Annotated in this window: 20 protein-coding genes and 2 pseudogenes; 19 read left to right on the plus strand and 3 right to left on the minus strand. The window is 37.0% G+C overall.

Going from position 1 to position 22,134, the window contains the following annotated elements; translation table 11 throughout:
* Positions 1–260 precede the first annotated feature (260 nt).
* On the minus strand, positions 261–713 hold the full coding sequence (locus KZZ04_RS16085) for a transposase (protein WP_219423178.1): 453 nt from the start codon (positions 711–713) through the stop codon (positions 261–263).
* Positions 714–1,067: 354 nt separating this feature from the next.
* Positions 1,068–2,453, minus strand: coding sequence for an MBL fold metallo-hydrolase RNA specificity domain-containing protein (locus KZZ04_RS16090; RefSeq protein ID WP_219423180.1), 1,386 nt, complete (start codon positions 2,451–2,453; stop codon positions 1,068–1,070).
* A 294-nt stretch (positions 2,454–2,747) separates the two neighbouring features.
* Here KZZ04_RS16090 and rfaH point away from each other — a divergent pair, with 294 nt between their 5' ends.
* From rfaH to KZZ04_RS16180, 18 genes are all read left to right on the plus strand, one after another.
* The gene (gene rfaH, locus KZZ04_RS16095) at positions 2,748–3,233 is read left to right on the plus strand and encodes a transcription/translation regulatory transformer protein RfaH (protein WP_219423181.1); all 486 of its coding nucleotides are present in this window, start codon (positions 2,748–2,750) and stop codon (positions 3,231–3,233) included.
* Positions 3,234–3,985: 752 nt separating this feature from the next.
* The gene (locus KZZ04_RS16100) at positions 3,986–4,354 is read left to right on the plus strand and encodes a GxxExxY protein (RefSeq protein ID WP_219423183.1); all 369 of its coding nucleotides are present in this window, start codon (positions 3,986–3,988) and stop codon (positions 4,352–4,354) included.
* Positions 4,355–4,588: 234 nt separating this feature from the next.
* Positions 4,589–5,701 (plus strand): polysaccharide export protein, encoded by a 1,113-nt coding sequence (locus KZZ04_RS16105; RefSeq protein ID WP_058403316.1) that lies wholly within the window; start codon positions 4,589–4,591, stop codon positions 5,699–5,701.
* Between the two features lie 11 nt (positions 5,702–5,712).
* Entirely contained in the window at positions 5,713–6,147 is a 435-nt protein-coding gene (locus KZZ04_RS16110) for a low molecular weight protein-tyrosine-phosphatase (RefSeq protein ID WP_058403315.1), read from the plus strand.
* 15 nt (positions 6,148–6,162) lie between these two features.
* Positions 6,163–8,385, plus strand: a complete 2,223-nt coding sequence (locus KZZ04_RS16115) for a polysaccharide biosynthesis tyrosine autokinase (RefSeq protein ID WP_219423185.1) — start codon at positions 6,163–6,165, stop codon at positions 8,383–8,385.
* A gap of 12 nt (positions 8,386–8,397) precedes the next feature.
* Complete coding sequence (locus KZZ04_RS16120; RefSeq protein WP_219423187.1) at positions 8,398–9,408, plus strand: sugar transferase; 1,011 nt, start codon at positions 8,398–8,400, stop codon at positions 9,406–9,408.
* Positions 9,409–10,161, plus strand: a complete 753-nt coding sequence (locus KZZ04_RS16125) for a glycosyltransferase family 2 protein (RefSeq protein WP_219423189.1) — start codon at positions 9,409–9,411, stop codon at positions 10,159–10,161.
* A gap of 8 nt (positions 10,162–10,169) precedes the next feature.
* Positions 10,170–11,360, plus strand: coding sequence for a UDP-N-acetylglucosamine 4,6-dehydratase (locus KZZ04_RS16130; protein ID WP_219423191.1), 1,191 nt, complete (start codon positions 10,170–10,172; stop codon positions 11,358–11,360).
* A gap of 15 nt (positions 11,361–11,375) precedes the next feature.
* Positions 11,376–12,530: a LegC family aminotransferase gene (locus tag KZZ04_RS16135; RefSeq protein ID WP_219423193.1), complete on the plus strand. Its 1,155-nt coding sequence runs from the start codon at positions 11,376–11,378 to the stop codon at positions 12,528–12,530.
* Positions 12,530–13,684 (plus strand): UDP-N-acetylglucosamine 2-epimerase, encoded by a 1,155-nt coding sequence (gene neuC, locus KZZ04_RS16140; protein WP_219423195.1) that lies wholly within the window; start codon positions 12,530–12,532, stop codon positions 13,682–13,684. The genes KZZ04_RS16135 and neuC overlap by 1 nt, the downstream gene beginning before the upstream one ends.
* A gap of 8 nt (positions 13,685–13,692) precedes the next feature.
* Positions 13,693–14,763 (plus strand): N-acetylneuraminate synthase, encoded by a 1,071-nt coding sequence (gene neuB / locus KZZ04_RS16145; RefSeq protein ID WP_219423197.1) that lies wholly within the window; start codon positions 13,693–13,695, stop codon positions 14,761–14,763.
* A complete protein-coding gene (locus tag KZZ04_RS16150; RefSeq protein WP_219423199.1) occupies positions 14,756–15,415 on the plus strand; it encodes a NeuD/PglB/VioB family sugar acetyltransferase in 660 nt (219 codons plus the stop codon). The genes neuB and KZZ04_RS16150 overlap by 8 nt, the downstream gene beginning before the upstream one ends.
* Positions 15,405–16,457 carry a nucleotidyltransferase family protein gene (locus KZZ04_RS16155; RefSeq protein ID WP_219423201.1) on the plus strand — a complete coding sequence of 351 codons (1,053 nt, stop codon included), beginning with the start codon at positions 15,405–15,407 and terminating at the stop codon, positions 16,455–16,457. The genes KZZ04_RS16150 and KZZ04_RS16155 overlap by 11 nt, the downstream gene beginning before the upstream one ends.
* Positions 16,458–17,147 carry an acylneuraminate cytidylyltransferase family protein gene (locus KZZ04_RS16160; RefSeq protein WP_219423203.1) on the plus strand — a complete coding sequence of 230 codons (690 nt, stop codon included), beginning with the start codon at positions 16,458–16,460 and terminating at the stop codon, positions 17,145–17,147.
* Between the two features lies 1 nt (position 17,148).
* Positions 17,149–18,060 (plus strand): hypothetical protein, encoded by a 912-nt coding sequence (locus KZZ04_RS16165; protein ID WP_219423205.1) that lies wholly within the window; start codon positions 17,149–17,151, stop codon positions 18,058–18,060.
* Positions 18,057–18,533, plus strand: a complete 477-nt coding sequence (locus tag KZZ04_RS16170; RefSeq protein ID WP_257903650.1) for an acyltransferase — start codon at positions 18,057–18,059, stop codon at positions 18,531–18,533. Before KZZ04_RS16165 ends, KZZ04_RS16170 begins: the two co-directional genes overlap by 4 nt.
* Positions 18,533–19,762 (plus strand): lipopolysaccharide biosynthesis protein, encoded by a 1,230-nt coding sequence (locus tag KZZ04_RS16175; RefSeq protein WP_219423207.1) that lies wholly within the window; start codon positions 18,533–18,535, stop codon positions 19,760–19,762. Before KZZ04_RS16170 ends, KZZ04_RS16175 begins: the two co-directional genes overlap by 1 nt.
* Positions 19,749–20,897 carry an O-antigen ligase family protein gene (locus KZZ04_RS16180; RefSeq protein ID WP_219423210.1) on the plus strand — a complete coding sequence of 383 codons (1,149 nt, stop codon included), beginning with the start codon at positions 19,749–19,751 and terminating at the stop codon, positions 20,895–20,897. Before KZZ04_RS16175 ends, KZZ04_RS16180 begins: the two co-directional genes overlap by 14 nt.
* A 133-nt stretch (positions 20,898–21,030) precedes the next feature.
* Here the strand turns inward: KZZ04_RS16180 and KZZ04_RS21290 are convergent.
* Positions 21,031–21,706 (minus strand): annotated as a pseudogene (locus KZZ04_RS21290) (IS3 family transposase); the annotation flags it as partial.
* A gap of 8 nt (positions 21,707–21,714) precedes the next feature.
* On the opposite strand from KZZ04_RS21290, the pseudogene KZZ04_RS16190 reads away from it, so the two are divergent.
* Positions 21,715–22,074 (plus strand): annotated as a pseudogene (locus KZZ04_RS16190) (UTP--glucose-1-phosphate uridylyltransferase); the annotation flags it as partial.
* Positions 22,075–22,134 lie beyond the last annotated feature (60 nt).

A 22,134-nucleotide genomic window follows, 5' to 3' on the forward strand; every position in this document is an offset into this window, starting at 1 on the left:
GCCTTGCTTGCTGGCGCGTTAAAAGTATAGCTTTTACATTTAATAATTCGCGTAAGCAAGCTTCACGCCTACAAAGGTACCCCAAACCGCTAATACTAAGGTTTAACACCATGTAGGCGCCTTGCTTGCTGGCGCGTTAAAAGTATAGCTTTTACATTTAATAATTCGCGTAAGCAAGCTTCACGCCTACAAAGGGTCCAAAACCACTAATACTAAGGTTTAACACCACGTAGGCGCCTTGCTTGCTGGCGCGTTAAAATCTATAAATAAACACAATCCCAATACGGATATTTGCTTATGTTGTCTACTAACTTTGCGCGTAAAGGGTTTGCTACTATATACCTAGCTTGAGCTATTAAGTCCCTTTCATCTCTTACTTGGTGATCATAGTAATTTGATTGCCATATTTTTCCGCTTGTACTGTTTTGTTTATTAAGATTATGAGTTGTAATATTTTTAAACTTTCTAACTACACCTGATAGGTTCGCAGTACCACTAAGCTGGAAGAACCAATGAACATGATCAGGCATAACTACGTAACAAATAGTGTTTATTGAATTACTTTTAGAAAATAAAAACAGTTCTTTAGTGATTAGACGTGCATTTACGTAGTTAGAAAATAATGGCTTGCGATGGTCGCAACATAAAGTGATAGAGTAAAAGGCATTAATTGTTGGGCATCGTCCCTTTAAGCGTTTATGTGTGTTTACCATATAATTTTACCTTTTAAATCCTTTCGCGTGAGCAAGCTTCACGCCTACAAAGGTATCCCAAACCACTAATAGTAAAGTTTAACACCACGTAAGCGCCTTGCTTGCTGGCGCGTTAAAAGCATAGCTTTTAAATTTAATAATTCGCGTGAGCAAGCTTCACGCCTACAAAGTTATTTAAAGCCACTAATACTAAGATTTAACACCACGTAGGCGCCTTGCTTGCTGGCGCGTTAAAAGAATAGCCTTACATTTAATAATTCGCATGAGCAAGCTTCACGCCTAAAAAGGTATCTCAAACCACTAATAGTAAAGTTTAACACCACGTAGGCGCCTTGCTTGCTGGCGCGTTAAAAGCTAACTTCCTATTTCAACTTTAACGCTCTCACCCAACACCTCTTTATACTTACTGGCTAATGCGGCTTTTGCATCATCATCACCATGCACAATTTTTATATGGCTTGGCTTTTTACGCATGCCCGTTACAAACTTAATTAATCCGTTTTGATCGGCATGCGCACTGTAGCCGCTAATGGTGTGTACTTTGGCATTTATTGTAACGCGTTTATTATTTATAAAAACGTAACCATTACGTGGGCCGTATTGTTGAATGTCGCGCCCTAACGTGCCTCGCCCTTGGTAGCCTACAAATAAAACATCGGTCGTTGTATCACTCAAAAATCGTTCTAGGTAATTAATTATTCGCCCACCGGTGCACATACCGCTGGCGGCTAAAATAATGGCAGGCGTTTGGCGCGTACTTAAGTAATTAATAATGGCTATATGCTCTTTGTGCGTATCAACCGTGGTTAGGTTTTTAAAATCAAGAGGGTACCGGCCTTTGGCTACTTTTTGTTTTGCTTCGTTATCCCATAAATGCTTAAATTTTTTATATTGAGTGGTAAAGTTTGCCGCCATAGGGGAGTCGAGTATTACGTGAATATCTCGCCATTTTGAATGCTTACCAGAGCTATGTATAAGTTGTTCTAATTCGTAAAGTAGCTCTTGGGTTCGGCCAATACTAAACGCAGGCACCAACACCACTCCATTATCGGCAACCGCGCGCTCTATTACATTTTTAAGTGTTTGGGTACGCTGTTTACGGCCTTGATGGTTTTTATCACCATAGGTGGATTCAATCACTAAAGTGTCGGCCTTATAAGGTGCTTTGGGCGAGGGAAGTAAAGGGGTGTAGGGTGCGCCTAAATCACCCGAGAATACAACGCGATGAGTACCATTTGGTTTAGTACCTTGCTTATGAGTTTTAATATCAATTTCAACATAGGCCGAGCCTAAAATGTGCCCAGCACGCTGAAATCGGGCTTTCGCTTTTTGCTGTCCATTGCATGGCAAGTCAAACCACGTTTTAAAATCTACAGGTACAATACGGCGCTTTAGTAGGTTTAAGCAGGCACTTATAATTTTAGGGTCGCGTGTAACGCCTATTTTTAGTGCATCTTCTATTACTAGTGGCAGCAAACTTGCTGAAGCTTGCGAGGTAAATATGGGCCCTTTAAAACCCGCGGCAAATAAATAGGGAATTCGGCCCACATGATCAATATGGCAATGCGTAACAATAAGCGCAGTAACGTGGCTAATGTCAAACTCTATTGATAAGTCTTCTTTTGATTCCTCTCCTTGAAACAACCCGCAATCAATAAGTACGCTTGATTGATCATCAATTAAAAGCTCATGGCATGAGCCTGTAACACCATTAACCGCGCCGTGGTGAAGTATATCCATATACATTTACTCTTAAAAACTTGTTAATTACCTAAGGTAGATAACACTTTTGTAATTTGCAAAATATAAAATAAATGCATTGTTTGAATGAAAAGTGAACGGTGACAGTGTGGTAGTCATAAACTTCAACTTTGGTTAAGTAATTGTTACATAAACAATAACAATGTACTTAGGTTATGTAAGTAACCAATAACTTAGCAAGCATATTTACATAGGCATTATACGCTGGCTATAATGGCACTCGATTTAGTTTAATCTTGTGTTTATTGCAATATAGTAAGTAGTAAGGTTGCCATGGAAAGTTGGTATTTAGTAACGTGTAAGCCGCGCCAAGAAGAGCGGGCAAAAGCCAACTTGAATAATCAAGGAATAGAAGCTTTTTACCCCATATTAACCACTGAAAAGCTGGTTAAAGGTCGTCGTACCGTCAAACAAGTCCCTTTATTTCCAAATTACTTATTTGTTTGCCTAAACTCAAAAAATGGGTGCTTTGCTGCTGTAAAAAATACCCGCGGTATAGGTGGCTTTGTAACATATGGCGCTAATTATCAGGTTGTACCGCTAGCAATAATTGAACATTTAAATAATCACAATTTATATACGGTTGAATCGCAGTTACCTAAACAGGGCGATGCAGTAAGTGTAAATAATAATTCGTTTAAAAATATAGACGCAATATACAAAGAGCCAGACGGCGACCTACGCAGTATTTTGTTAATTAACTTGCTTAATAAGCAGGTAGAAATGAGCGTAGATAATACAGATATTGAATTTGGTTAAGGGTTTTGTAGGCGTGTAGCCTACTAGCATGGTGTTTATAAATATAGGTAATTCATCAGTAAGTAGGAACTGCAACCTAGGGGCGGAAGCGTGCCCGAAGGGCTAGACAAGCTCGTAGACGCACAGCTTGCTGGCGTTTAAAAGCAACGCTTTTACGATGTTAACTGCTTTGTAAAAGCATAAGAAGTTGTGCCCCTAATATAAGTGAGCTCTGCGACGAACTGGAACGTGAAGCGTGCCCGAAGGGCTAGACAAGCAAAAGTTTTGTAGGTTGGTTTTTTACCTAAATGGTAAAGTAAAAAATTATTATCACCACAGAGAAAACAAGAAGAAGTAAAGGAGAAAATACTAGAAAATAGTATCTTTCCTCTGTGTAGCGCGCAGCGCTTCGGTGCTCTCGGTGGTCAAAATTGTTTTGTGTTTAGGTGTTGAACCGAATTATTAAAATAAATAAAACCTTATTATCACCACAGGGAAGACAAGGAGAAGTAAAGGAGAATTGGTTTTAGACTAATTCATTATTTTACGCTCTTCTCAGTGTAGCGCGCAGCGCCTCAGTGTTCTCGGTGGTCAAAATTGTTTTATAGTTAGGGTTTGTACCTAATCAAAGGAATAAAACATTATCATCATTGTGACTAGTAAATAGAAAAAATTTACTCTGTGTAGCGCGAAACGCCTAACTGGCGTACAAAATATGTGCAACTAAAATAATTAGTCTATATTCCAAAGTGACAAATTTGCAAAGGATCGCCATGGAAGACTTACTAACTCAAAAAGTAATTGGTTGCGCCATTGAAGTACATAAAAACCTTGGGCCAGGTTTATTAGAATCAAGCTATGAAAACTGCCTAGTATATGAACTACAGCAAACAGGTTTATCAACAAAAAGCCAAATAAAATTACCAATTAAGTATAAAAACACAACCATTGATGCAGGGTATAGGCTCGATATATTAATTCCAGAGCAATTAATAATAGAAATAAAAACAGTTGAAAAATTATTGCCAATTCATACAGCACAGCTAATAACATACTTAAAGCTAAGCGGCATAAAAACAGGATTACTCATAAACTTTAACCAAGTAAAGCTTATTGAAGGTATAAAGCGAATAAGCGTTTAATATAAAAGTGCAAAAAAGTTAAAATATCGCAAAATAAAGTCAGCCCTGTTTGCTACCTACATTTTGTAAAACATTGAGTAAGCTTAAATACTTATTTAAAAGAAAGCAGTAATTCAAAAGCGCGTTTCGGCTTGCGCGAAAAGCCCTCTCATGCTTTAATTACCGCACAAAAATACAAGTACTCACCAAGGTCGGTGAGGAACAAAATATTTAAAATAATTTTGGGATTCTACAATGGCGTTAAGCTGTAAATCACTCATCACCTCACTCGCATTACTATCAGTTACCGGTTGCACCATAGTACCAGGCAGCCATTTTGAAGGCTTAGAATCTGGCGAGCAAACACAAAACCTTGAGCAAGATCTCGAAAAAGTAAATATTCAAATTATCGACTCGACGCTAATTAAACAACAAAAACAAGCACGTGCATCTGCAAAGCCAATATCGAACACCACTGGTGTAAACGTAAGCAATTACGAATACAAACTAGGTGTAGGTGACGTACTAACCATAGGCGTATGGGATCATCCCGAACTTACAATACCCGCAGCAGTACAACGTACCGCAGAGTTTGATGGCTTTCGCGTACAAAAAGACGGCACCATTACCTATGCTTACGCGCCAGATATTCCTGCAGCAGGACGTACTATTAGCGAAGTACGCGAAGACCTAGTTAAACGCCTAAGCCGCGTAATTGAAGACCCGCAAGTAGACATAAAAGTAGTAGGCTTTAGAAGCCAAAAAGCCTACGTAACCGGCGAAGTAAACAAACCAGGCGTATATCCAGTTACCGAAATACCACTTACCCTAATTGACGCGCTAAACCAAGCAGGTGGCCTAACCGAGGCAGCCGATTGGCGCACAGTAACGTTTACTCGTGGTAACAAAACAGAAACCATACAGCTCGACAGCTTTTATTCACAGGGTGATATTTCGCAAAACCGTTTACTGCAACACGGCGACATAATTCATGTAACGCGTAACGACGCACAAAAAGTATTTGTACTGGGCGATGTAAAACGTGCAGGCTCTATTGTATTAAACCGATACGGCTTAAACCTAGCCGAAGCACTTAGCGACACCGGTGGCCTAAACGAAACCACAGCCGACGCCAACGGCGTGTTTGTACTGCGCAAAAGTAACGTAGAACAAACAGGTGTTATTGCAAACGTATACCAGCTGCATGCTAAAAACATTACTGCAATGGTATTAGCCGAGCAGTTTGAGCTGCAACCGCATGACATTGTATACGTAACATCGGCACCATTGGCCCGTTGGAACCGCGTAATAAGCTTATTATTACCGTCGGTAGCTACCGTTGATAACCTAAACGACATAAATAACTAAGGCGCATAGCAATGTTCGATTCTGTATTAGTTGTATGTGCTGGTAATATTTGCCGCAGCCCTACCGGTGAATATGTATTAAAGCAAAAGCTTGAAGGTAAAAATATTAAAGTGTCGTCGGCTGGTTTAACTGCGCTTGAAGGCAAACCGGCTGATGCAAAAGCAAAACAAATTGCGCAAGCACATGGTGTAAACATGGACGAGCACCAAGGCAGGCAGTTGTCGTCTGCACTTGTTGCGCAAAATAGCGTAATACTGGTTATGGAAGAACGCCATTTAAACGATGTACACGCACGTTACCCCGAGGCACGCGGAAAAACATTTTTACTAGGTAAGTGGATTAACAACGCTGAAATACCCGACCCATACCGCCAAAGCACCGAAGCATTTGAGCACGTTTACACATTAATCGATAGCGCATGCAGCGCTTGGCAAAAGTATTTATAAGGAATGGCTAATTTAATGAATACCCAGCCTGAAAATAAAAATAAAAACACCGCACAACCCACACAAGAAATCGATTTAATGGCACTGCTAGGCGCATTACTCGACCGCAAATACTTTATAGCAGGCATAACGGCACTGTTTATGTTTATAGGTGTGGTTTATGCGATATTAAGCACGCCAGTTTACCAAGCCACCGCCATGATACAAGTGGAAGACGGCGGCGCATCGGTCCCCGGGTTTGACGACATGGCTGGCATGTTCGAAAGCACATCGGCTGCGGTAACCGAAATAGAACTCCTTAAATCGCGCAGTGTAATTGGTGAGGCGGTAGATTCACTAAAGCTAGACATTGTAGCCGAACCAAAACTATTCCCGTTTATTGGTAACCGTGCGTACCGTAAGTTTACCCCAGTGGAAGAGGGCGATTTAGCCGAACCAAGTTTTGGTGCAAGCAGTTATGCATGGGGCGGCGAAAGCATAAACATATTCAGGTTTGACGTACCCCGCACAGCGGTAAACCAAGAGTTTGTACTTGTAGCACAAGCAGGTAATAGTGTGGCGCTTTTAAATGATGATGGAGACCAAATACTGGCCGGTAAAGTAGGTGAAGAGCTTACTAAAGGTAAATTTAACCTAACAATACGTGAGCTTAATGCGCGCCCAGGTACCGAGTTTATAATTACTCGTAAAGACCGATTAAATACAATACTCGATTTACAAGCAGCTATTGGTGCAAGCGAAAAAGGTAAAGACTCAGGCATAATCAATTTAAGCCTACAAAGCACAAAACCAAGCTACGCCGAAAAAGTGCTAGATAAAGTAGCCGCTATTTACGTGCGCCGTAATGTAGAGCGCAACAGCGCAGAGGCACAAAAGTCGCTTGAATTTTTAGAAGTACAATTACCTGAAATTAAAAAACAGCTTGAATACGCCGAGCAACGCTTTAACGACTACCAAATAAAGCGCCAATCAATAAACATAACGCTTGAGACTCAAGGTGTGCTTGAGCAAGTAGTAAAGCTTGAAACAAAACTACAAGAGCTAAACCTAAAGCGCTTAGAGCTGGGCCGTAAGTTTAAAAAAAATCACCCTGCATACCAAGGTATAATTGAGCAAATACAAGCGGTAGAAAGCCAAAAAAATGAACTCATTGGCGAAGTGGGGAGCCTGCCTGAAACCCAACAAGAGCTACTACGCCTAAAACGCGATGTTGAGGTAAGCAACCAAATTTATACCTTGCTTTTAAGCAAAACCCAAGAGCTTGACATAGTACGTGCTGGTACCGTAGGTAACGTACGTGTTATAGACTACGCCGAGGTAAATACCAGTAAACCAGTTAAGCCTAAAAAAGCATTAATAGTGGTAATGGCAACCATGCTAGGTGGCATGCTTGCAGTGGCTATTGTACTTATACAAAAAGCCATGCACAAAGGGGTTGAAGACCCAGCTGAAATTGAAGGCCTGGGCATACCTGTATACGCAAGCGTGCCCCACTCAGACTATCAAGATAAACTAACCGGCTTTACAGGGCGCAAAAATAAAACAGGTAAAGCTAAAAGCCTACTCGCGCTTGATAACCCAGCCGACCTTTCAATAGAGGCCTTGCGTAGCTTACGTACCAGCTTACATTTTGCGATGATGGAAGCTAAAAACAACATTATTGCTATATCGGGCCCAAGCCCAGGTGTGGGTAAGTCGTTTATATCGGTTAACTTGGCGGCAGTACTCGCACAAAGCGGCAAAAAAGTACTCATTATTGATGCCGATATGCGCAAAGGCTACTTACAAACCCAGTTTGGCTTAAAGTGGGACAATGGCTTAAGTGATTACCTTTCGGGCCGTTTAAACTTAACACAAGTAACCAAGCCAACTAAAGTTGAAGGCTTAAATGTAATTACCCGTGGGCAAATACCGCCAAACCCGTCAGAGCTTCTAATGCACAGCAACTTTAGCAAACTAGTTGAAGAAGTAAGCGCAGTATACGACATAGTAATTATAGATACCCCACCAATACTTGCAGTAACCGACCCGGCTATAGTGAGTGCGCATACGGGCACTACGCTATTGGTAGCACGTTTTGGCCAAAACCACTTGCGTGAAATAGAGCTTACACGCAATCGCTTTGAACAAAACGGTATCGACGTAAAAGGGCTTGTGTTTAACGGGGTGGTTAAAAAAGCAAGCAACGCCTATGGCTATTACGGTTATTACAACTACGAATATAAATCAGATAAATAAAAAGAGCAGTACATGAACCTGAAAGTAGGTACACCCGATATGAATGAAGAGCCTGTTAGTAATAATCAAGAACAGCTAAAATCGATATTCATAACTGAAAGCTTTAAATCAAAATCAGAAGCACTAAAGCAAAGTGTGATTTATGTATTTTGCCCAGAGGAGTGTGCAAGTAATATAGGTGAAATTATTGATGATTATTCATTCGATATAATAATTAACGACTACAGTATTACTGATTTCACTAAAAAAGTAGTATGCCATTATCAAAGTGCACATTTAAGTAAGCAACAACGTAAGTTTTTAGTTAATGCCACTGAGTGTGGTGCATGGGTTGAGCCTTTAGTAAGTTATTTAGACGACAGGCTAAAATATACAGAAGTGCGTTTACTACATAGCAGTTATTTTTTGCACCAAAAAGCATTTTCTATTTTATCGAATCAGCGAACTCAAGTGGCAAAGCGTTGTGTAGATATTGTGAGTGCTATTTTACTCCTTATAATCACTATTCCATTTTCAATATTTGCTGCTTTGTTTATTAAATTAGAAAGCCCAGGGCCAATATTATTTAAGCAAAAGCGTACCGGCCAATATAACAAACAGTTTGAAGTGTATAAATTTCGTTCTATGCGAAACGATGCTGAAAAAAATGGAGCTCAATGGGCTTCAAAAAATGATGCACGCGTTACTAAAGTAGGTAAATTTATTCGTAAAACACGCATAGATGAAATTCCACAACTAATAAATGTTATACAAGGAACTATGTCGATAGTTGGGCCAAGGCCCGAGCGTGAAGTATTTATAAAAGATCTAGAAAAAGAAATCCCCTATTATCGCTTTAGGCACGCAGTTAAGCCAGGTGTAACGGGGTTAGCACAAGTGAGCTACCCATATGGGGCATCGGTTGAAGACGCTATATGGAAGCACAAGTATGACATTCATTACATAAAACATCATTCAGCTTTACTGGACATCAAAATTTTATTAATGACAGTACGAACAGTTATATTTGGTATGGGCCGCTAAATGAGTGAGGAACAACCATTAGTTTCTATAATAATGCCTGCTTACAATGCAGAATCACACATAGCCGAGTCTATAGAGTCTGTTATTAGCCAAACTTACAGTAATTGGGAGCTGCTAATAACAGATGATCGTTCTACCGATACTACTCAGAAAATAATTAATGAATACGCAATTCAGGATTCGCGAATAAAACTGTTCATAAATGAGCAAAATGGCGGGGCTGGTGTTGCACGAAATAATTCAATAAAGCAATCAGTTGGTCGTTTTATTGCGTTTTTAGATGCAGACGACCTGTGGTTACCTGAAAAGCTTGCTACTCAAATTAGTTTTATGCTGAGTAATAACTACGCATTTACTTTCACTGGATATCAAAAATTAGAAAGTGAAAACCTAAAGGGTACTGTTACGCCACCTCAATTCACAACTTATAATAAGCTACTTAATAGTAACGTAATTGGTTGCTTAACCGCTGTTTATGATAGCAAAGTATTAGGTAAGCATTACATGCCTTTAATTCGTAAAAGGCAGGATATGGGGCTTTGGCTAAATATATTAAAACAAATACCTAAAGCTTACAGCATTCCGGATATTTTAGCTTTGTATAGAGTTGATTCCGGTATGACTCAAAATAAATTTAAAATATTAAAATGGCAGTGGCATTTATATAGAGAAGTTCAAAAATTAAATATTTTAAGGTCTACAAAGCATTTTGTAGTTTACGCCTTAAAAGGCTATCTGAAATATAAAAAATAAGTGAAATGATGGAAAATATACTTAAACTCATAGGTCGAACAAAAGAGCTTTTTTTAAAAGACATATCACAAAGCGAAACTGAGCTAACAAATGTTGTAACAAACTCTTCATTTCTAGTATTAGGAGGCGCAGGCTCAATAGGCCAAGCTGTCACCAAAGAAATTTTTAAACGCAACCCGAAAAAGCTGCATGTTGTCGATATTAGCGAAAATAATATGGTTGAGTTGGTTCGCGATATACGAAGTTCATTTGGTTACATCGAAGGGGACTTTCAAACTTTCGCGCTCGACATTGGCTCAGTTGAATACGATGCATTTATAAAAGCAGACGGGCAATATGATTATGTATTGAACTTATCGGCACTTAAACATGTGCGTAGTGAAAAAGATCCATTCACGTTAATGCGTATGATCGATGTAAACGTGTTTAACACTGATAAAACTATTCAACAATCGATTGATTGCGGCGCAAAAAAATACTTTTGTGTATCTACCGACAAAGCAGCCAACCCAGTTAATATGATGGGAGCGTCAAAACGCATTATGGAAATGTTTTTAATGCGTAAAAGCGAAGAAATCGCTATTTCTACAGCTCGATTTGCAAATGTTGCTTTTTCAGATGGCTCATTACTCCATGGCTTTAATCAGCGGTTACAAAAACAGCAACCAATAGTCGCACCGAGTGATATAAAACGCTACTTTGTTACACCTCAAGAATCGGGTGAGCTATGTTTAATGTCATGTATTTTTGGTGATAACCGCGATATTTTCTTCCCGAAATTGAGTGAAGCGTTACACCTGATTACATTTGCTGATATTGCTGTTAAATACCTTCAAGAACGGGGCTTTGAACCGTATTTATGTAAAACTGAAGACGAAGCACGTGAGTTAGTAAAAACGCTTCCAGCTCAAGGTAAGTGGCCGTGTTTATTTACTGAAAGTGACACCACAGGCGAAAAGGACTTTGAAGAATTTTTTACCGACAATGAAACATTGGATATGGACCGCTTTGAAAATTTAGGCATTATTAAAAATGATGCAATTTTCGAACAAGAATTATTAGCCGAATTTGAAGAAAAAATTACTCAAATGAAAACTAATAAAGCTTGGACAAAAGACGAAATAGTTTCGCTTTTCTTTAAAATGATTCCTGATTTTGGGCATAAAGAAACAGGCAAATACCTTGATGGTAAAATGTAAGTAGGCAAATATATCATGACTAAACAGCTTGTTTCATTTGTGAAAGATCTCTACCAAACCAATGAGTTCATTCCTCTACACGCACCGACTTTTTCAGGTAATGAACAAAAGTATGTATCAGAAACGATAAGCAGTACATTTGTATCAAGTGTTGGTAAATTTGTAGACGATTTCGAAACTCATATTGAAAGTTACACTGGGACCGCAAAAGCTGTTGCTACTGTAAATGGCACTGCAGCCTTGCACGCAGCGCTGTATATGGCAGGAGTTAAAAATAACGACATAGTTATTACTCAAGCCCTTACTTTTGTAGCAACTTGCAATGCATTGCATCATATGGGAGCAGAGCCTGCATTTGTTGATGTATCACCCGTTAGCTTGGGGTTATGCCCAAAAGCTTTGTCTGCATTTTTAGAGCAACATGCAGTATTAACTGAATCGGGCCCTATTCATAAAACTACAAAGCAACGTTTTCAGGCCGTGGTTCCAATGCATACATTTGGCCATCCTATTGAGCTTGATGAGCTAATTAGTGTTTGTAATGAATGGCAAATCGCTTTAGTAGAAGATGCAGCAGAAAGTCTTGGATCTTTTTACAAAGATAAGCATACCGGTACGTTAGGTGACTTTGGCGCAATTAGCTTTAATGGTAATAAAATTATTACCACCGGTGGTGGCGGTATGGTTTTATGCAAAACCTTAGCGTCGGGGCTGCGCACCAAACACATAACTACAACAGCTAAAGTGCCTCATCCGTATGAATTCTTTCATGATGAAGCTGGATTTAATTATCGTATGCCTAACTTAAACGCAGCACTTGGTTGCGCTCAAATGGAAAGCCTTAAAGCATTTGTAGACAATAAACGTCACCTTGCACACTTATATGCAGATTTTTTTAAAGATACTGACTTTAAATTTGTTACTGAACCTAGTTACGCAAAATCAAATTATTGGTTAAACGCAATCATTTGTCCTAATCAAAGTGAACGAGAAAAACTATTAAAACAGAGCAATATTGATGGTGTAATGACACGCCCAATATGGCAGTTAATGCATCGTCTACCCATGTTTAAAAATGCATTAAAAGGCGATTTAAGCCATTCAGAGTTTATAGAGGCTCACTTAGTTAATATACCTAGCTCTCCGGTTAAAAGTTTAGGCAAGTTATAATGACAAAAAAAATAGCTGTATTTACTGGTACTCGAGCAGAGTATGGGCTGTTGTATTGGCTAATAAAAGATATTCAAAGTGATCCAGAGCTTAAATTGCAGTTATTAGTCTCAGGCATGCATTTATCATCTGAATTTGGGGAAACTTATAAACAAATAGAGCAAGATGGTTTTACCATAGATGAAAAAATAGAAATTTTACTCTCATCAGATACGGCCGTTGGTACCGCTAAAAGTATGGGGCTGGGTGTACTTGGATTTACTGATGCATTAAATCGATTAAAGCCTGATGCCTTGGTCATTTTAGGTGACCGTTTTGAAGCACTTGCAGCTGCTCAAACAGCAATGATTCTGCGCATCCCTATTTTACATCTACATGGCGGAGAAATCACCGAAGGTGCCTATGATGATGCTATTCGCCACGCCATTACTAAGTTGAGTTATTTACACGGAACCTCTACTGAGGAATATCGACAACGTGTAATACAACTAGGTGAAGTACCTGAACGGGTTAAAAACATTGGTGCAATAGGCCTTGATCACTTAGCACGTAGTGATTTTATGAGCGTAGATGAAATTGGCAAATCATTAAGTTTTAATCTGAAACAGCCTTACTTTCTTGTTACCTATCATCCGGTAACGCTAGGTGAAGAGCCTCCAGAGCAAAGCTTTATTGCATTGCTCAATGCACTAGATGAGTTTAAAGATCATCAAATTATCTTAACTTACCCGAATGCAGATGATGGTGGTCGCCGTATAATTCCAATTATTGAGAAGTACGCTAAGCAACAGCCTGAAAGAGTGAATGCTATTCCATCACTTGGTCAAAAGCGTTATTTAAGTGCTGTTAAGCATGCCGCTGTAGTGATTGGTAATTCATCAAGTGGCGTAATCGAAGTACCGTCCTTTAATGTACCCACTGTTAATATTGGCGTTAGACAAAAAGGGCGCTTAGCGGCTAAGAGTGTATTGCATTGCGACTCCACAAAAGCAGCTATAAAAGCGGCTATAACAAGTGCTCTTAAAGGTGAATATAAAACCCCAGCCGAAACAATAATAAATCCATATGGCGCTGGTAATGCAAGTGCTCAAGCAATTCAAATGCTCAAATCTTTAGAGTTTGAGCCGAGCAAACCTTTTTACGATTTAAAGTGAGTACATCTATGACATTAATTATTGCAGAAGCGGGTGTTAACCATAATGGTAGTGACGAGTTAGCTTTTTCACTTGTTGACGCTGCGCATCAAGCTGGTGCCGATATAGTTAAATTTCAAACATTTAAAGCTAAAAATTTAGTGACTGAAGATGCACAGCAGGCAGAGTACCAAATTACTAATAGTGGTCAAAAAGAGTCTCAGTACTCAATGCTAAAGCGATTAGAGCTAAGCTACGAAACGCATCATAAGCTAGTTAAACATTGTAATGATTTAGGCATAGAGTTTTTATCTACAGCGTTCGATTCAGAAAGCCTTTCGTTTTTAGTTGGTGACTTAGGCATCACACGATTAAAGTTGCCATCGGGTGAAATTACAAACGCACCATTAGTACTTGAGCATGCTAGAACGGGATGCGACCTCATTGTCTCCACAGGAATGGCTACATTATCAGAAATAGAGCAAGTGCTATCAGTCATTGCCTTTGGTTATATAAACCCAGAAGGTAATCCGACAGATGAAACATTACAATCAGCGTATTTTTCTGAGCAAGGTAAGCAGCTACTAAAAGAAAAAGTGACACTGCTACACTGTACTACAGAATACCCAGCTCCTTTTGGCGATATAAATTTAAATGCAATGGATACAATGAAGGACGCATTTAAATTGAAAGTTGGTTACTCAGATCACAGTGAGGGTATAATTGTACCGGTTGCAGCTGTATCTAAAGGTGCAGTTTTAATTGAAAAGCATTTCACAGTCGATAAAAGCCTACCAGGTCCCGACCATAAAGCATCGCTAGACCCGGAAGAATTAAAAGCAATGGTTGATGGTATTCGCATTGTTGAAAAGGTGCTGGGAGATGGTATTAAAGGGCCACGTCCGTCGGAAGTTAAAAACAAAAACGTAGCGCGTAAAAGCCTTGTAGCTGCAAACACGATCACCGCTGGTGAACTGTTTAGTAAAGAAAACCTTGCAGTGAAGCGACCAGGTAATGGTTTAAGCCCATTAAAGTATTGGAATTATTTAAATAAACCAAGTGTAAAAAGTTATACGGCTGGTGACTTAATAGATGAGTAACCCTGGATATTTAATTTTAGGTGGTGGCGGGCATGCAGCGGCACTTGCCGAAATATTAATTAAGCAAAAAAAAACTATAATAGGTGTTGTGGCACCTGAAATTACTGCGGGGCTTAAAATTTTTGATTCTGTACCGCAATACTTGAATGATGATGATGTATTAAAATTTTCAGTAGACCAGGTTCTGCTAGTTAATGGTATTGGTGCAATGCCGCGACAAACACTAAGAAAAAAAATCTATACACGTTTTTCTGAGTTAGGGTATACATTTGCAACCATCATTGCAGATTCTGCTGAAGTATCAGACTACTCAAGTATAGGGTGTGGTGCACAGGTAATGAATAATTGCGTAGTAAATATTGGCACTGTAATAGCGGAAAATACGATAATAAACACTTCAAGTTCTGTAGATCATGATTGTAATATTGGCGCACATTGTCATTTAGCTCCAGGGTCAACTTTAAGTGGTCAGGTTATAATTGAAGGTAACGCTCACATCGCCACCGGCGTTAATGTTATCAATAACATTACGATTGGTGAAAACGCCATAATAGGAGTGGGTGCGAATATAACTAAATCAATCCCATCAAACTCTATTGTTTATGGTGCGCGTTCAGTAATTAAAAATTTAGGTGAAACGGATGACAATTAACTGGCAAAAAGTAGTAATAGGGCCTTCAACTTCAATAAAAGAAGCATTAAGAGTTATTGATAAAGAGGCTTTAAGGGTGGCTTTAGTTGTTGATAAAAATAAATTAGTTGGCATGGTAACTGACGGCGATGTACGTAGAGGAATATTACAAGGAATAGAGCTTTCTGCATCAGTAAGCGAAGTAATGAATACTAATCCCATAAGTGCTAATGCTTCATTAAGTAGTTCCGATTTAAAAGCCCTAATGCAGTCACGTAAAATATTAGCACTCCCTATAGTTAATGATGATGATCAACTCGTCGGGCTTAAAACATTATACGATACCCTTGTCATTGAAAAACGTGAAAACCCAATATTTATAATGGCGGGTGGGTTTGGTACTCGTTTAAAGCCACTAACCGATAATTGCCCTAAGCCTATGTTAAAAGTAGGTGGTAAGCCCATGCTTGAAACGCTAATTAATAATTTTAAAAACCATGGGTTTTATAAGTTTTATATTTCTACCCACTATTTGCCAGAGGTAATCATGGATTACTTTGGTAACGGCGATAATTTTGACGTTGAAATTACGTATGTGCATGAAGAAACACCTCTTGGCACGGGTGGTGCACTCTCACTACTCCCAGATAATTTACCAAAAGAGCCATTAATTATGATTAATGGTGATATTTTAACGAATGTCGATTTTTCTAAAGTGCTCGACTTTCATGTTAAGCAGGCTAGCGATGCCACCATGTGTGTGCGTGACTATGAGGTCAAAATTCCTTTTGGAGTAATTGAAGGTGAAGGGCATGAAATTACAGGCATGGTAGAAAAGCCAACATACCGGTACTTTGTCAATGCAGGTATTTATATAGTGTCTAATCATATTATTAATTCGCTTTCAAAAAATGAACGATTAGACATGCCAAGCTTATTTGAAAACAAGCAAGTCGAAGGACTCAAAACATTAAAATTTCCCATCCATGAGTATTGGTTGGATGTAGGTCGTCATGATGATTTTAAAAAAGCACAAGTAGACATCCATGAGTTAGGTTTATAAATGAAACCAAAAGTATTAGCTGTTGTTCCAGCACGTGCTGGAAGTAAACGTCTCCCTCAAAAAAACATTAAATTATTAAATGGTTTACCGTTAATTTCGCATACTTTTGAGGCTATAAAAAAGTCTCAATATATTAGTGCAACTATTGTCACTTCAGATTGTTCAAAAGTGTTAGAAATAAGCAACCATTACGCTAATACCTACCAATTAAAAAGACCTGCAGAGCTTGCATCTGATACAGCTAGTTCACTTGACGTATTGCTACATGCTGTAGACTTTGCTAGCAGCATTGACGAGTTTGATATTATTTGTTTATTACAACCTACCTCCCCATTAAGGACAGCTCAGGATATAGACGCTGCAATAGCTTTATATATTGAAAAACAGGCTAAAGGGGTTGTATCAATGACTAAGTGTGAGCATTCACCACTTTGGTCTACTTCTCTTGAAACAGGCAGTGATTTTAAAGAATTTATAAAAGGCTTATCAAATACTCGTTCACAAGATTTAAAAGCGTTCTATCAACTAAATGGAGCCATTTATTTGATAGAGAGAAAAACTCTTTTAGCAAGTAAAAAGCTATTTTTAGATAATGATTATTATCCTTTTGTTATGTCTCCTGAAAGCTCAATTGATATTGATACAAAACTGGATTTTATGTTTGCAGAGCTTGTACTCAAAGAGAGATAAAATGTTAGCAATAATAGAATCCCCCTATCAATTACAAAATAGTATCTCTTTGTTTGATACATTAGGTATAAAAAATAAAGATAGAAAAATATTAGTTAGAGATAACGGAAATAAAACACAAAAAAAACAGTATATGTTAAATAAATTAAATGCAGATGTAATGTTTTTTTATTTACCAGCTCGAGGAATAAAAAAAATTCCATTACTAATATACTTTTATTTTAAGTGTTTTTATTTACTGTTATCGGCTAAAAGCTTAATTATTGGTGATGCTCGTTCAATTGTTTGCCGCCCTTTAATTAAACTTTCAAAATACTTTGATAAGACAATTTATCTAGTAGATGATGGTTTGTATTTATTATCTCATGTTACTAAGTTAGAGGAAGTAAACTGCACTATTTATACCTCACTCCCTATACAGGAAACTAAAGACAGTAGCTTTGTTGTTCTAAAAAAAGAAATAGCCAAATTTAGTGATTACGAACGCAATAAAAGTGTTTCTTTTATTGGTCAGCACTTAGTCGAACTAGGCTTTATTAGTGAAGATAAATATATATTTGAGCTAAAAAAAATTATAGACCTTTATAAAGGTGAATACATAAATTTCAATTACTATATGCATCGCTCAGAATCGAAAAGTAAAATTAAACAGGTAGAGGTAGCTGGATTCAATGTGATTTCTTTACCTACTAGTATAGAAAGTTACTTTTATGAAAATAAAGCACCAAAAGGCATTTTTATTAGTTTTTATTCTACGGCACTTCTAAATATTTTTAATGCGCATAAAGGCTCTGATTTTTACTTCATTAGTAACTTGCTTACTTTGCCCAGTGATGAAGTAATAAATTCAATTAGTATATGTCAAAACGTTATGAAGTTAGCAGGAATTTGTGAATTGGAAGTACAAGAATGAAACGATTTATATATACTTTATTAAATAAAATGAGAATTAAAAGCTTTGAGGGAAAAGTGTTTGTTAATGGCTTTTCAATTTTGTCAAAAAATACGAAACTAGGTAATAACTGCCATTTTAATGGCATGCGAATCCGAGGTTCTGGTGAGGTTGTTATAGGCGATAACTTTCACTCTGGTGGTGGTTGTAAAATAATAACCTCTTACCATGACTACGATAATGATGACTACATTCCTTATGGAAATAAAGTAATACATAAAAAAGTAGTTATAGGTAATAATGTATGGATAGGTGATGATGTTTTGATTTTGGGAGGGGTTAATATTAATGATGGAGCAATTATACAAGCAGGTTCTGTTGTTACGTCAAATATAGGTTATTGTGAAATTGCAGGCGGATCTCCGGCTAAATGTTTTAAAAAAAGAAATATTCAACATTACGAACGCCTTTTACTTCTTGAAAAGTTTAAATAATGAAGTTACCTATATTTAATCAATTTATACAAAAGGTTTTTGGATATCTATTCTTTGATATATGTATTAAATTAATGCCTTTTTTAATTCTGCCATTTTTTGCTCAAACATTAACAGTGACGGAATTTAAAACTGTTTCTTTATATATATTGTTAATAAGCTTCTTCCTTACTTTATTACCACTAGGAGTGAGTACAAAAGTACTGATTACCCTTACAGATAATAACGCTAAAAAGCTAAACATTCCCAGTGCATTATTACCATCTTTTATTGCCGCTTTTACTGTTTCACTTCTTAATTTTATATATGGTGATGGGTTTTTTCTTTCGAAGGAGGAAATTTTTTACTTAATAGTAATAGGTTTTAACTTATCGATTGGTCAAGTTATGGCTGTTAGATTTCAAGCTGATCAAAAGAGTATATTTTATGGGGTTATAATGCTTTCTCTTCAAGCTTGCTTTTATGTACCTCTAATAATTTATTTTTTCATTTATGGTAATCATGTTAATGAAATGTTTTTTATTATTTGTATTCTTACTCAGGTATCATTGCTTTTATTTTTTTATATATTAGAAAGAAAAGCAGTGGTATCAAGATTTAGAATGAGCTTTAAAGATACTCGATTATATGCAGTGTTTATATCTTCTATAATTATTCATATATTAGTTAATTCAATACGATTTGTATATGACAGATACTTTATGGCATCAAAAGCTGATGATTCTAGCTTTGTCTATTATAATGTTGCGATACAAGTGGCTATGATTCTAAGTGTTTTATGTGTTTCAGGTAATAGGTTTTGGGCATCCTTTTACTTTTCAAATAAAGCTAAAGTTACAAAGAAGCATTATTTTATTTGTGTTTCTATCTTATTATTACTAACTATAGTTGTGTACTTTATTGGGCTTATATACATAACTTATTTTTATCCAGTTGGTTATAGTGAATCACTTAAAATAATGCCAGTGTTGTTAATTTCTTTTTTTATGCAAGGTTTGTATCTTATTTTTTCAGCTAGATTGTATATTCTAAAGTATTATAAATTAATAAATTTATCATCTTTGATTTCCTTAACTTTATCAATTCTAACCATGGATGTACTTTTTAAAGAATTTGGTAGTTATGGGGTCGCTTTATCATTATCTTTGTCATGGTTAAGCCTACTGTTTTTTAGTCAGTTTTTTAGTTTTTATCTCATAAAAAAGGAAAGTCCTAGTGGGGTTTTATAGAGAAAATGAGTTGTATAATGGAATTAATGTAAGGAGCCATGGAAATGTTTTTATTATTTCTTTGTGCTTTTACTTACCGAGTACCGCTTTGCTACCTGCTTTTTTTTACTATTTATTGCCTTTTCTGCTTTTTTTTATAGGTGCTATAGAAAGTAAAGATCAAAAAATAGCAAAATATACTATCTTCCTCCTTTCTTTTTCATTGATATTTAGTTTAGCAAGTTTGTTTTTATTTTTTGGTGATATAAATTTTAGAGAGAACTTTTTACCAATACAATTATCGCTTTTGTTTTCTTTTTTTTGCGCTCTTTACTTAAATGAAAGAGTAGCTAAGTTTATGATTTTTTTTATTATGCTTGAGGTGGTTTGTGGCTATATTCAATATTCACTAGGAGTTAAAAGCTTTTTTATTACTTCACAAGGTTCCGGCTACGAGAGTGAATTGCTTTATTACAACCGGGTCTTCGGTTTATCTAATAATAGCTCTTCTTTTGCAGGTAATGCATTAATAGCGTTAGTTCTATTTGAGTTTTATTTCGCGAATAAAATTAAACTTCCTTTAAAGTTATTATTTTATACGATGGTTTTATTTGCTCTCGTTGTTTCATTTTCGAGAAGTGGGCTTGTTGCATTTTTTGCGTATTTTTTCTTTTTTGCCCTTAAAGCACTTAAAAATAAAAATGTACTCATTGGTATCATTTTTTTCTCTTCTATATCCCTGGCTTTAGCACTTTTTTATGATTTTTCAGCTGTTTTTGATCAATTCACAAGAGGTAAAGGTCAGGTTGAAATATCTGGTAGAGATGTAATTTGGTCTAACTATATACAAGTTGCCTTTGATAACTTTTTCTTAGGTAACTTTGGTTTTAGAAATTATCTTTCTTTCGATTTATATGGGGAAATGCACGCTCATAACTCGTATTTAATGATTTTTTATATTGTTGGAGGTGTTTCGTGGCTTATTTTATTTTTACCTCTATTAGCCTTATTGCTTTTAAGAAATGAAAAATTATTTGTTTTAATGCCTTTAATAATATATTCAGCAGCACAATATTTTTTATTTTGGGGTGCTAGTCTGGCTGATATTGCTTTTTTTGCTGTGTTATTAAGTCACATGAGTAAGCCCGATGATTAGTAAAGGTTAATTTGACTAAGTCTTAAATTTTTTGGAAGTGTATAGAATGTTTCTTTCTTGTTTCGAGCATTATGCCAGCCTATAGCTACTCTGACTATCTTAGTGAGTCTTTATGAAGTATATTAAACTAGAGTTATACGCACTTGGAGCTAACTATAGTGTAGTGGTTGACTGATTTTTGCATTGTTTTAAAATCCTTGTATATAATTTCAGATCCATTCGGTGCTGAACTAGCATTATAATGATATGGTCTAACATTATTGTAATATCCGTTGATATAATCACTTACACTATATTTAGTGTCTTTTAAGATTTCATATCCAACTTTTAGCATTCATTCCGTCTTAAAGCTTCTAAAAAATCGCTCCATTGGCGCATTATCCCAGCAATTTCTGCGCCTACTCATACTTTGTTTGATTTTATAGCACCATAAACGGTGGTGATATTTCAAGCTTGTATAATGACTACCCTGGTCTGAATGAAAAATGGTTACTGACGGTTTTCCTCTGCTTTCATACGCGAGTTCAAGCGCTTTTAACGTTAAATTAGTATCTGGTGATAACTACATTACCCAACGACTTTGCGTGCAAATAAATCAATAACGGCGGCTAAATAAGCCCAGCGATTGCTTGTCCAAATATACGTCAAATTACCACACCACACGGTATCTGGCTCAACAACAAACTGTCTATCAAGCAGGTTTGGGGTTTCAAGGTGCTCATTATTACCCCTTTTATATTGATGTTGTGGTACTTGGCAGATCCTAGCTTTAGTTTAACCATTAGCTTAGCGGTGCGATAACGGCTTAATTCAAAATAGCGCCACTATTAAAACCATGGTTGAAAAACCGGATTCAGATAAAGCACCATCAAACCTTGCTGTAGTAGGGCGTTACGTATTAAGTAAAAACATCTTGCTATTACATGCCAAAATGCCTGTAGGCACTGGCGGTGAAATACCGTTGTCGGATTCAATTGATGAGCTAATGAAGCAAGAAACAGTGGAAGCGCTTCACATGAGTGGGCGCTCGCACGACTGTGGTGATAAGCTAGGTCACATAAAAGCGATCGTTGAGTACGGCACGCGCGATGCTAAGCTCGGCGACGAATTTAGTAAATACTTAACTACGCTTGTGAATGATGTTGAGACACAAACTAATAATGTCGTTAATCTATAATAATATTCGTTTAAAGTTTGATACTATGAGCTGCTAAGCTATTTAGTATATAGTAAAAAA

Origin of the sequence: Pseudoalteromonas sp. CR1 (genome assembly GCF_019392235.1) — a bacterium.
In the GTDB taxonomy this organism is placed as follows: domain Bacteria; phylum Pseudomonadota; class Gammaproteobacteria; order Enterobacterales; family Alteromonadaceae; genus Pseudoalteromonas.

Coding starts and splice junctions, on each gene's coding strand:
- neuB (WP_219423197.1), top strand. CDS start 13,693: ATGACATTAATTATTGCAGAAGCGGGTGTTAACCATAATGGTAGTGAC.
- KZZ04_RS16150 (WP_219423199.1), top strand. CDS start 14,756: ATGAGTAACCCTGGATATTTAATTTTAGGTGGTGGCGGGCATGCAGCG.
- KZZ04_RS16165 (WP_219423205.1), top strand. CDS start 17,149: ATGTTAGCAATAATAGAATCCCCCTATCAATTACAAAATAGTATCTCT.
- KZZ04_RS16125 (WP_219423189.1), top strand. CDS start 9,409: ATGAGTGAGGAACAACCATTAGTTTCTATAATAATGCCTGCTTACAAT.
- KZZ04_RS16120 (WP_219423187.1), top strand. CDS start 8,398: ATGAACCTGAAAGTAGGTACACCCGATATGAATGAAGAGCCTGTTAGT.
- KZZ04_RS16135 (WP_219423193.1), top strand. CDS start 11,376: ATGACTAAACAGCTTGTTTCATTTGTGAAAGATCTCTACCAAACCAAT.
- KZZ04_RS16175 (WP_219423207.1), top strand. CDS start 18,533: ATGAAGTTACCTATATTTAATCAATTTATACAAAAGGTTTTTGGATAT.
- KZZ04_RS16105 (WP_058403316.1), top strand. CDS start 4,589: ATGGCGTTAAGCTGTAAATCACTCATCACCTCACTCGCATTACTATCA.
- KZZ04_RS16130 (WP_219423191.1), top strand. CDS start 10,170: ATGGAAAATATACTTAAACTCATAGGTCGAACAAAAGAGCTTTTTTTA.
- KZZ04_RS16100 (WP_219423183.1), top strand. CDS start 3,986: ATGGAAGACTTACTAACTCAAAAAGTAATTGGTTGCGCCATTGAAGTA.
- KZZ04_RS16160 (WP_219423203.1), top strand. CDS start 16,458: ATGAAACCAAAAGTATTAGCTGTTGTTCCAGCACGTGCTGGAAGTAAA.
- KZZ04_RS16085 (WP_219423178.1), bottom strand. CDS start 713: ATGGTAAACACACATAAACGCTTAAAGGGACGATGCCCAACAATTAAT.
- KZZ04_RS16110 (WP_058403315.1), top strand. CDS start 5,713: ATGTTCGATTCTGTATTAGTTGTATGTGCTGGTAATATTTGCCGCAGC.
- KZZ04_RS16115 (WP_219423185.1), top strand. CDS start 6,163: ATGAATACCCAGCCTGAAAATAAAAATAAAAACACCGCACAACCCACA.
- KZZ04_RS16170 (WP_257903650.1), top strand. CDS start 18,057: ATGAAACGATTTATATATACTTTATTAAATAAAATGAGAATTAAAAGC.
- KZZ04_RS16155 (WP_219423201.1), top strand. CDS start 15,405: ATGACAATTAACTGGCAAAAAGTAGTAATAGGGCCTTCAACTTCAATA.
- neuC (WP_219423195.1), top strand. CDS start 12,530: ATGACAAAAAAAATAGCTGTATTTACTGGTACTCGAGCAGAGTATGGG.
- KZZ04_RS16090 (WP_219423180.1), bottom strand. CDS start 2,453: ATGGATATACTTCACCACGGCGCGGTTAATGGTGTTACAGGCTCATGC.
- rfaH (WP_219423181.1), top strand. CDS start 2,748: ATGGAAAGTTGGTATTTAGTAACGTGTAAGCCGCGCCAAGAAGAGCGG.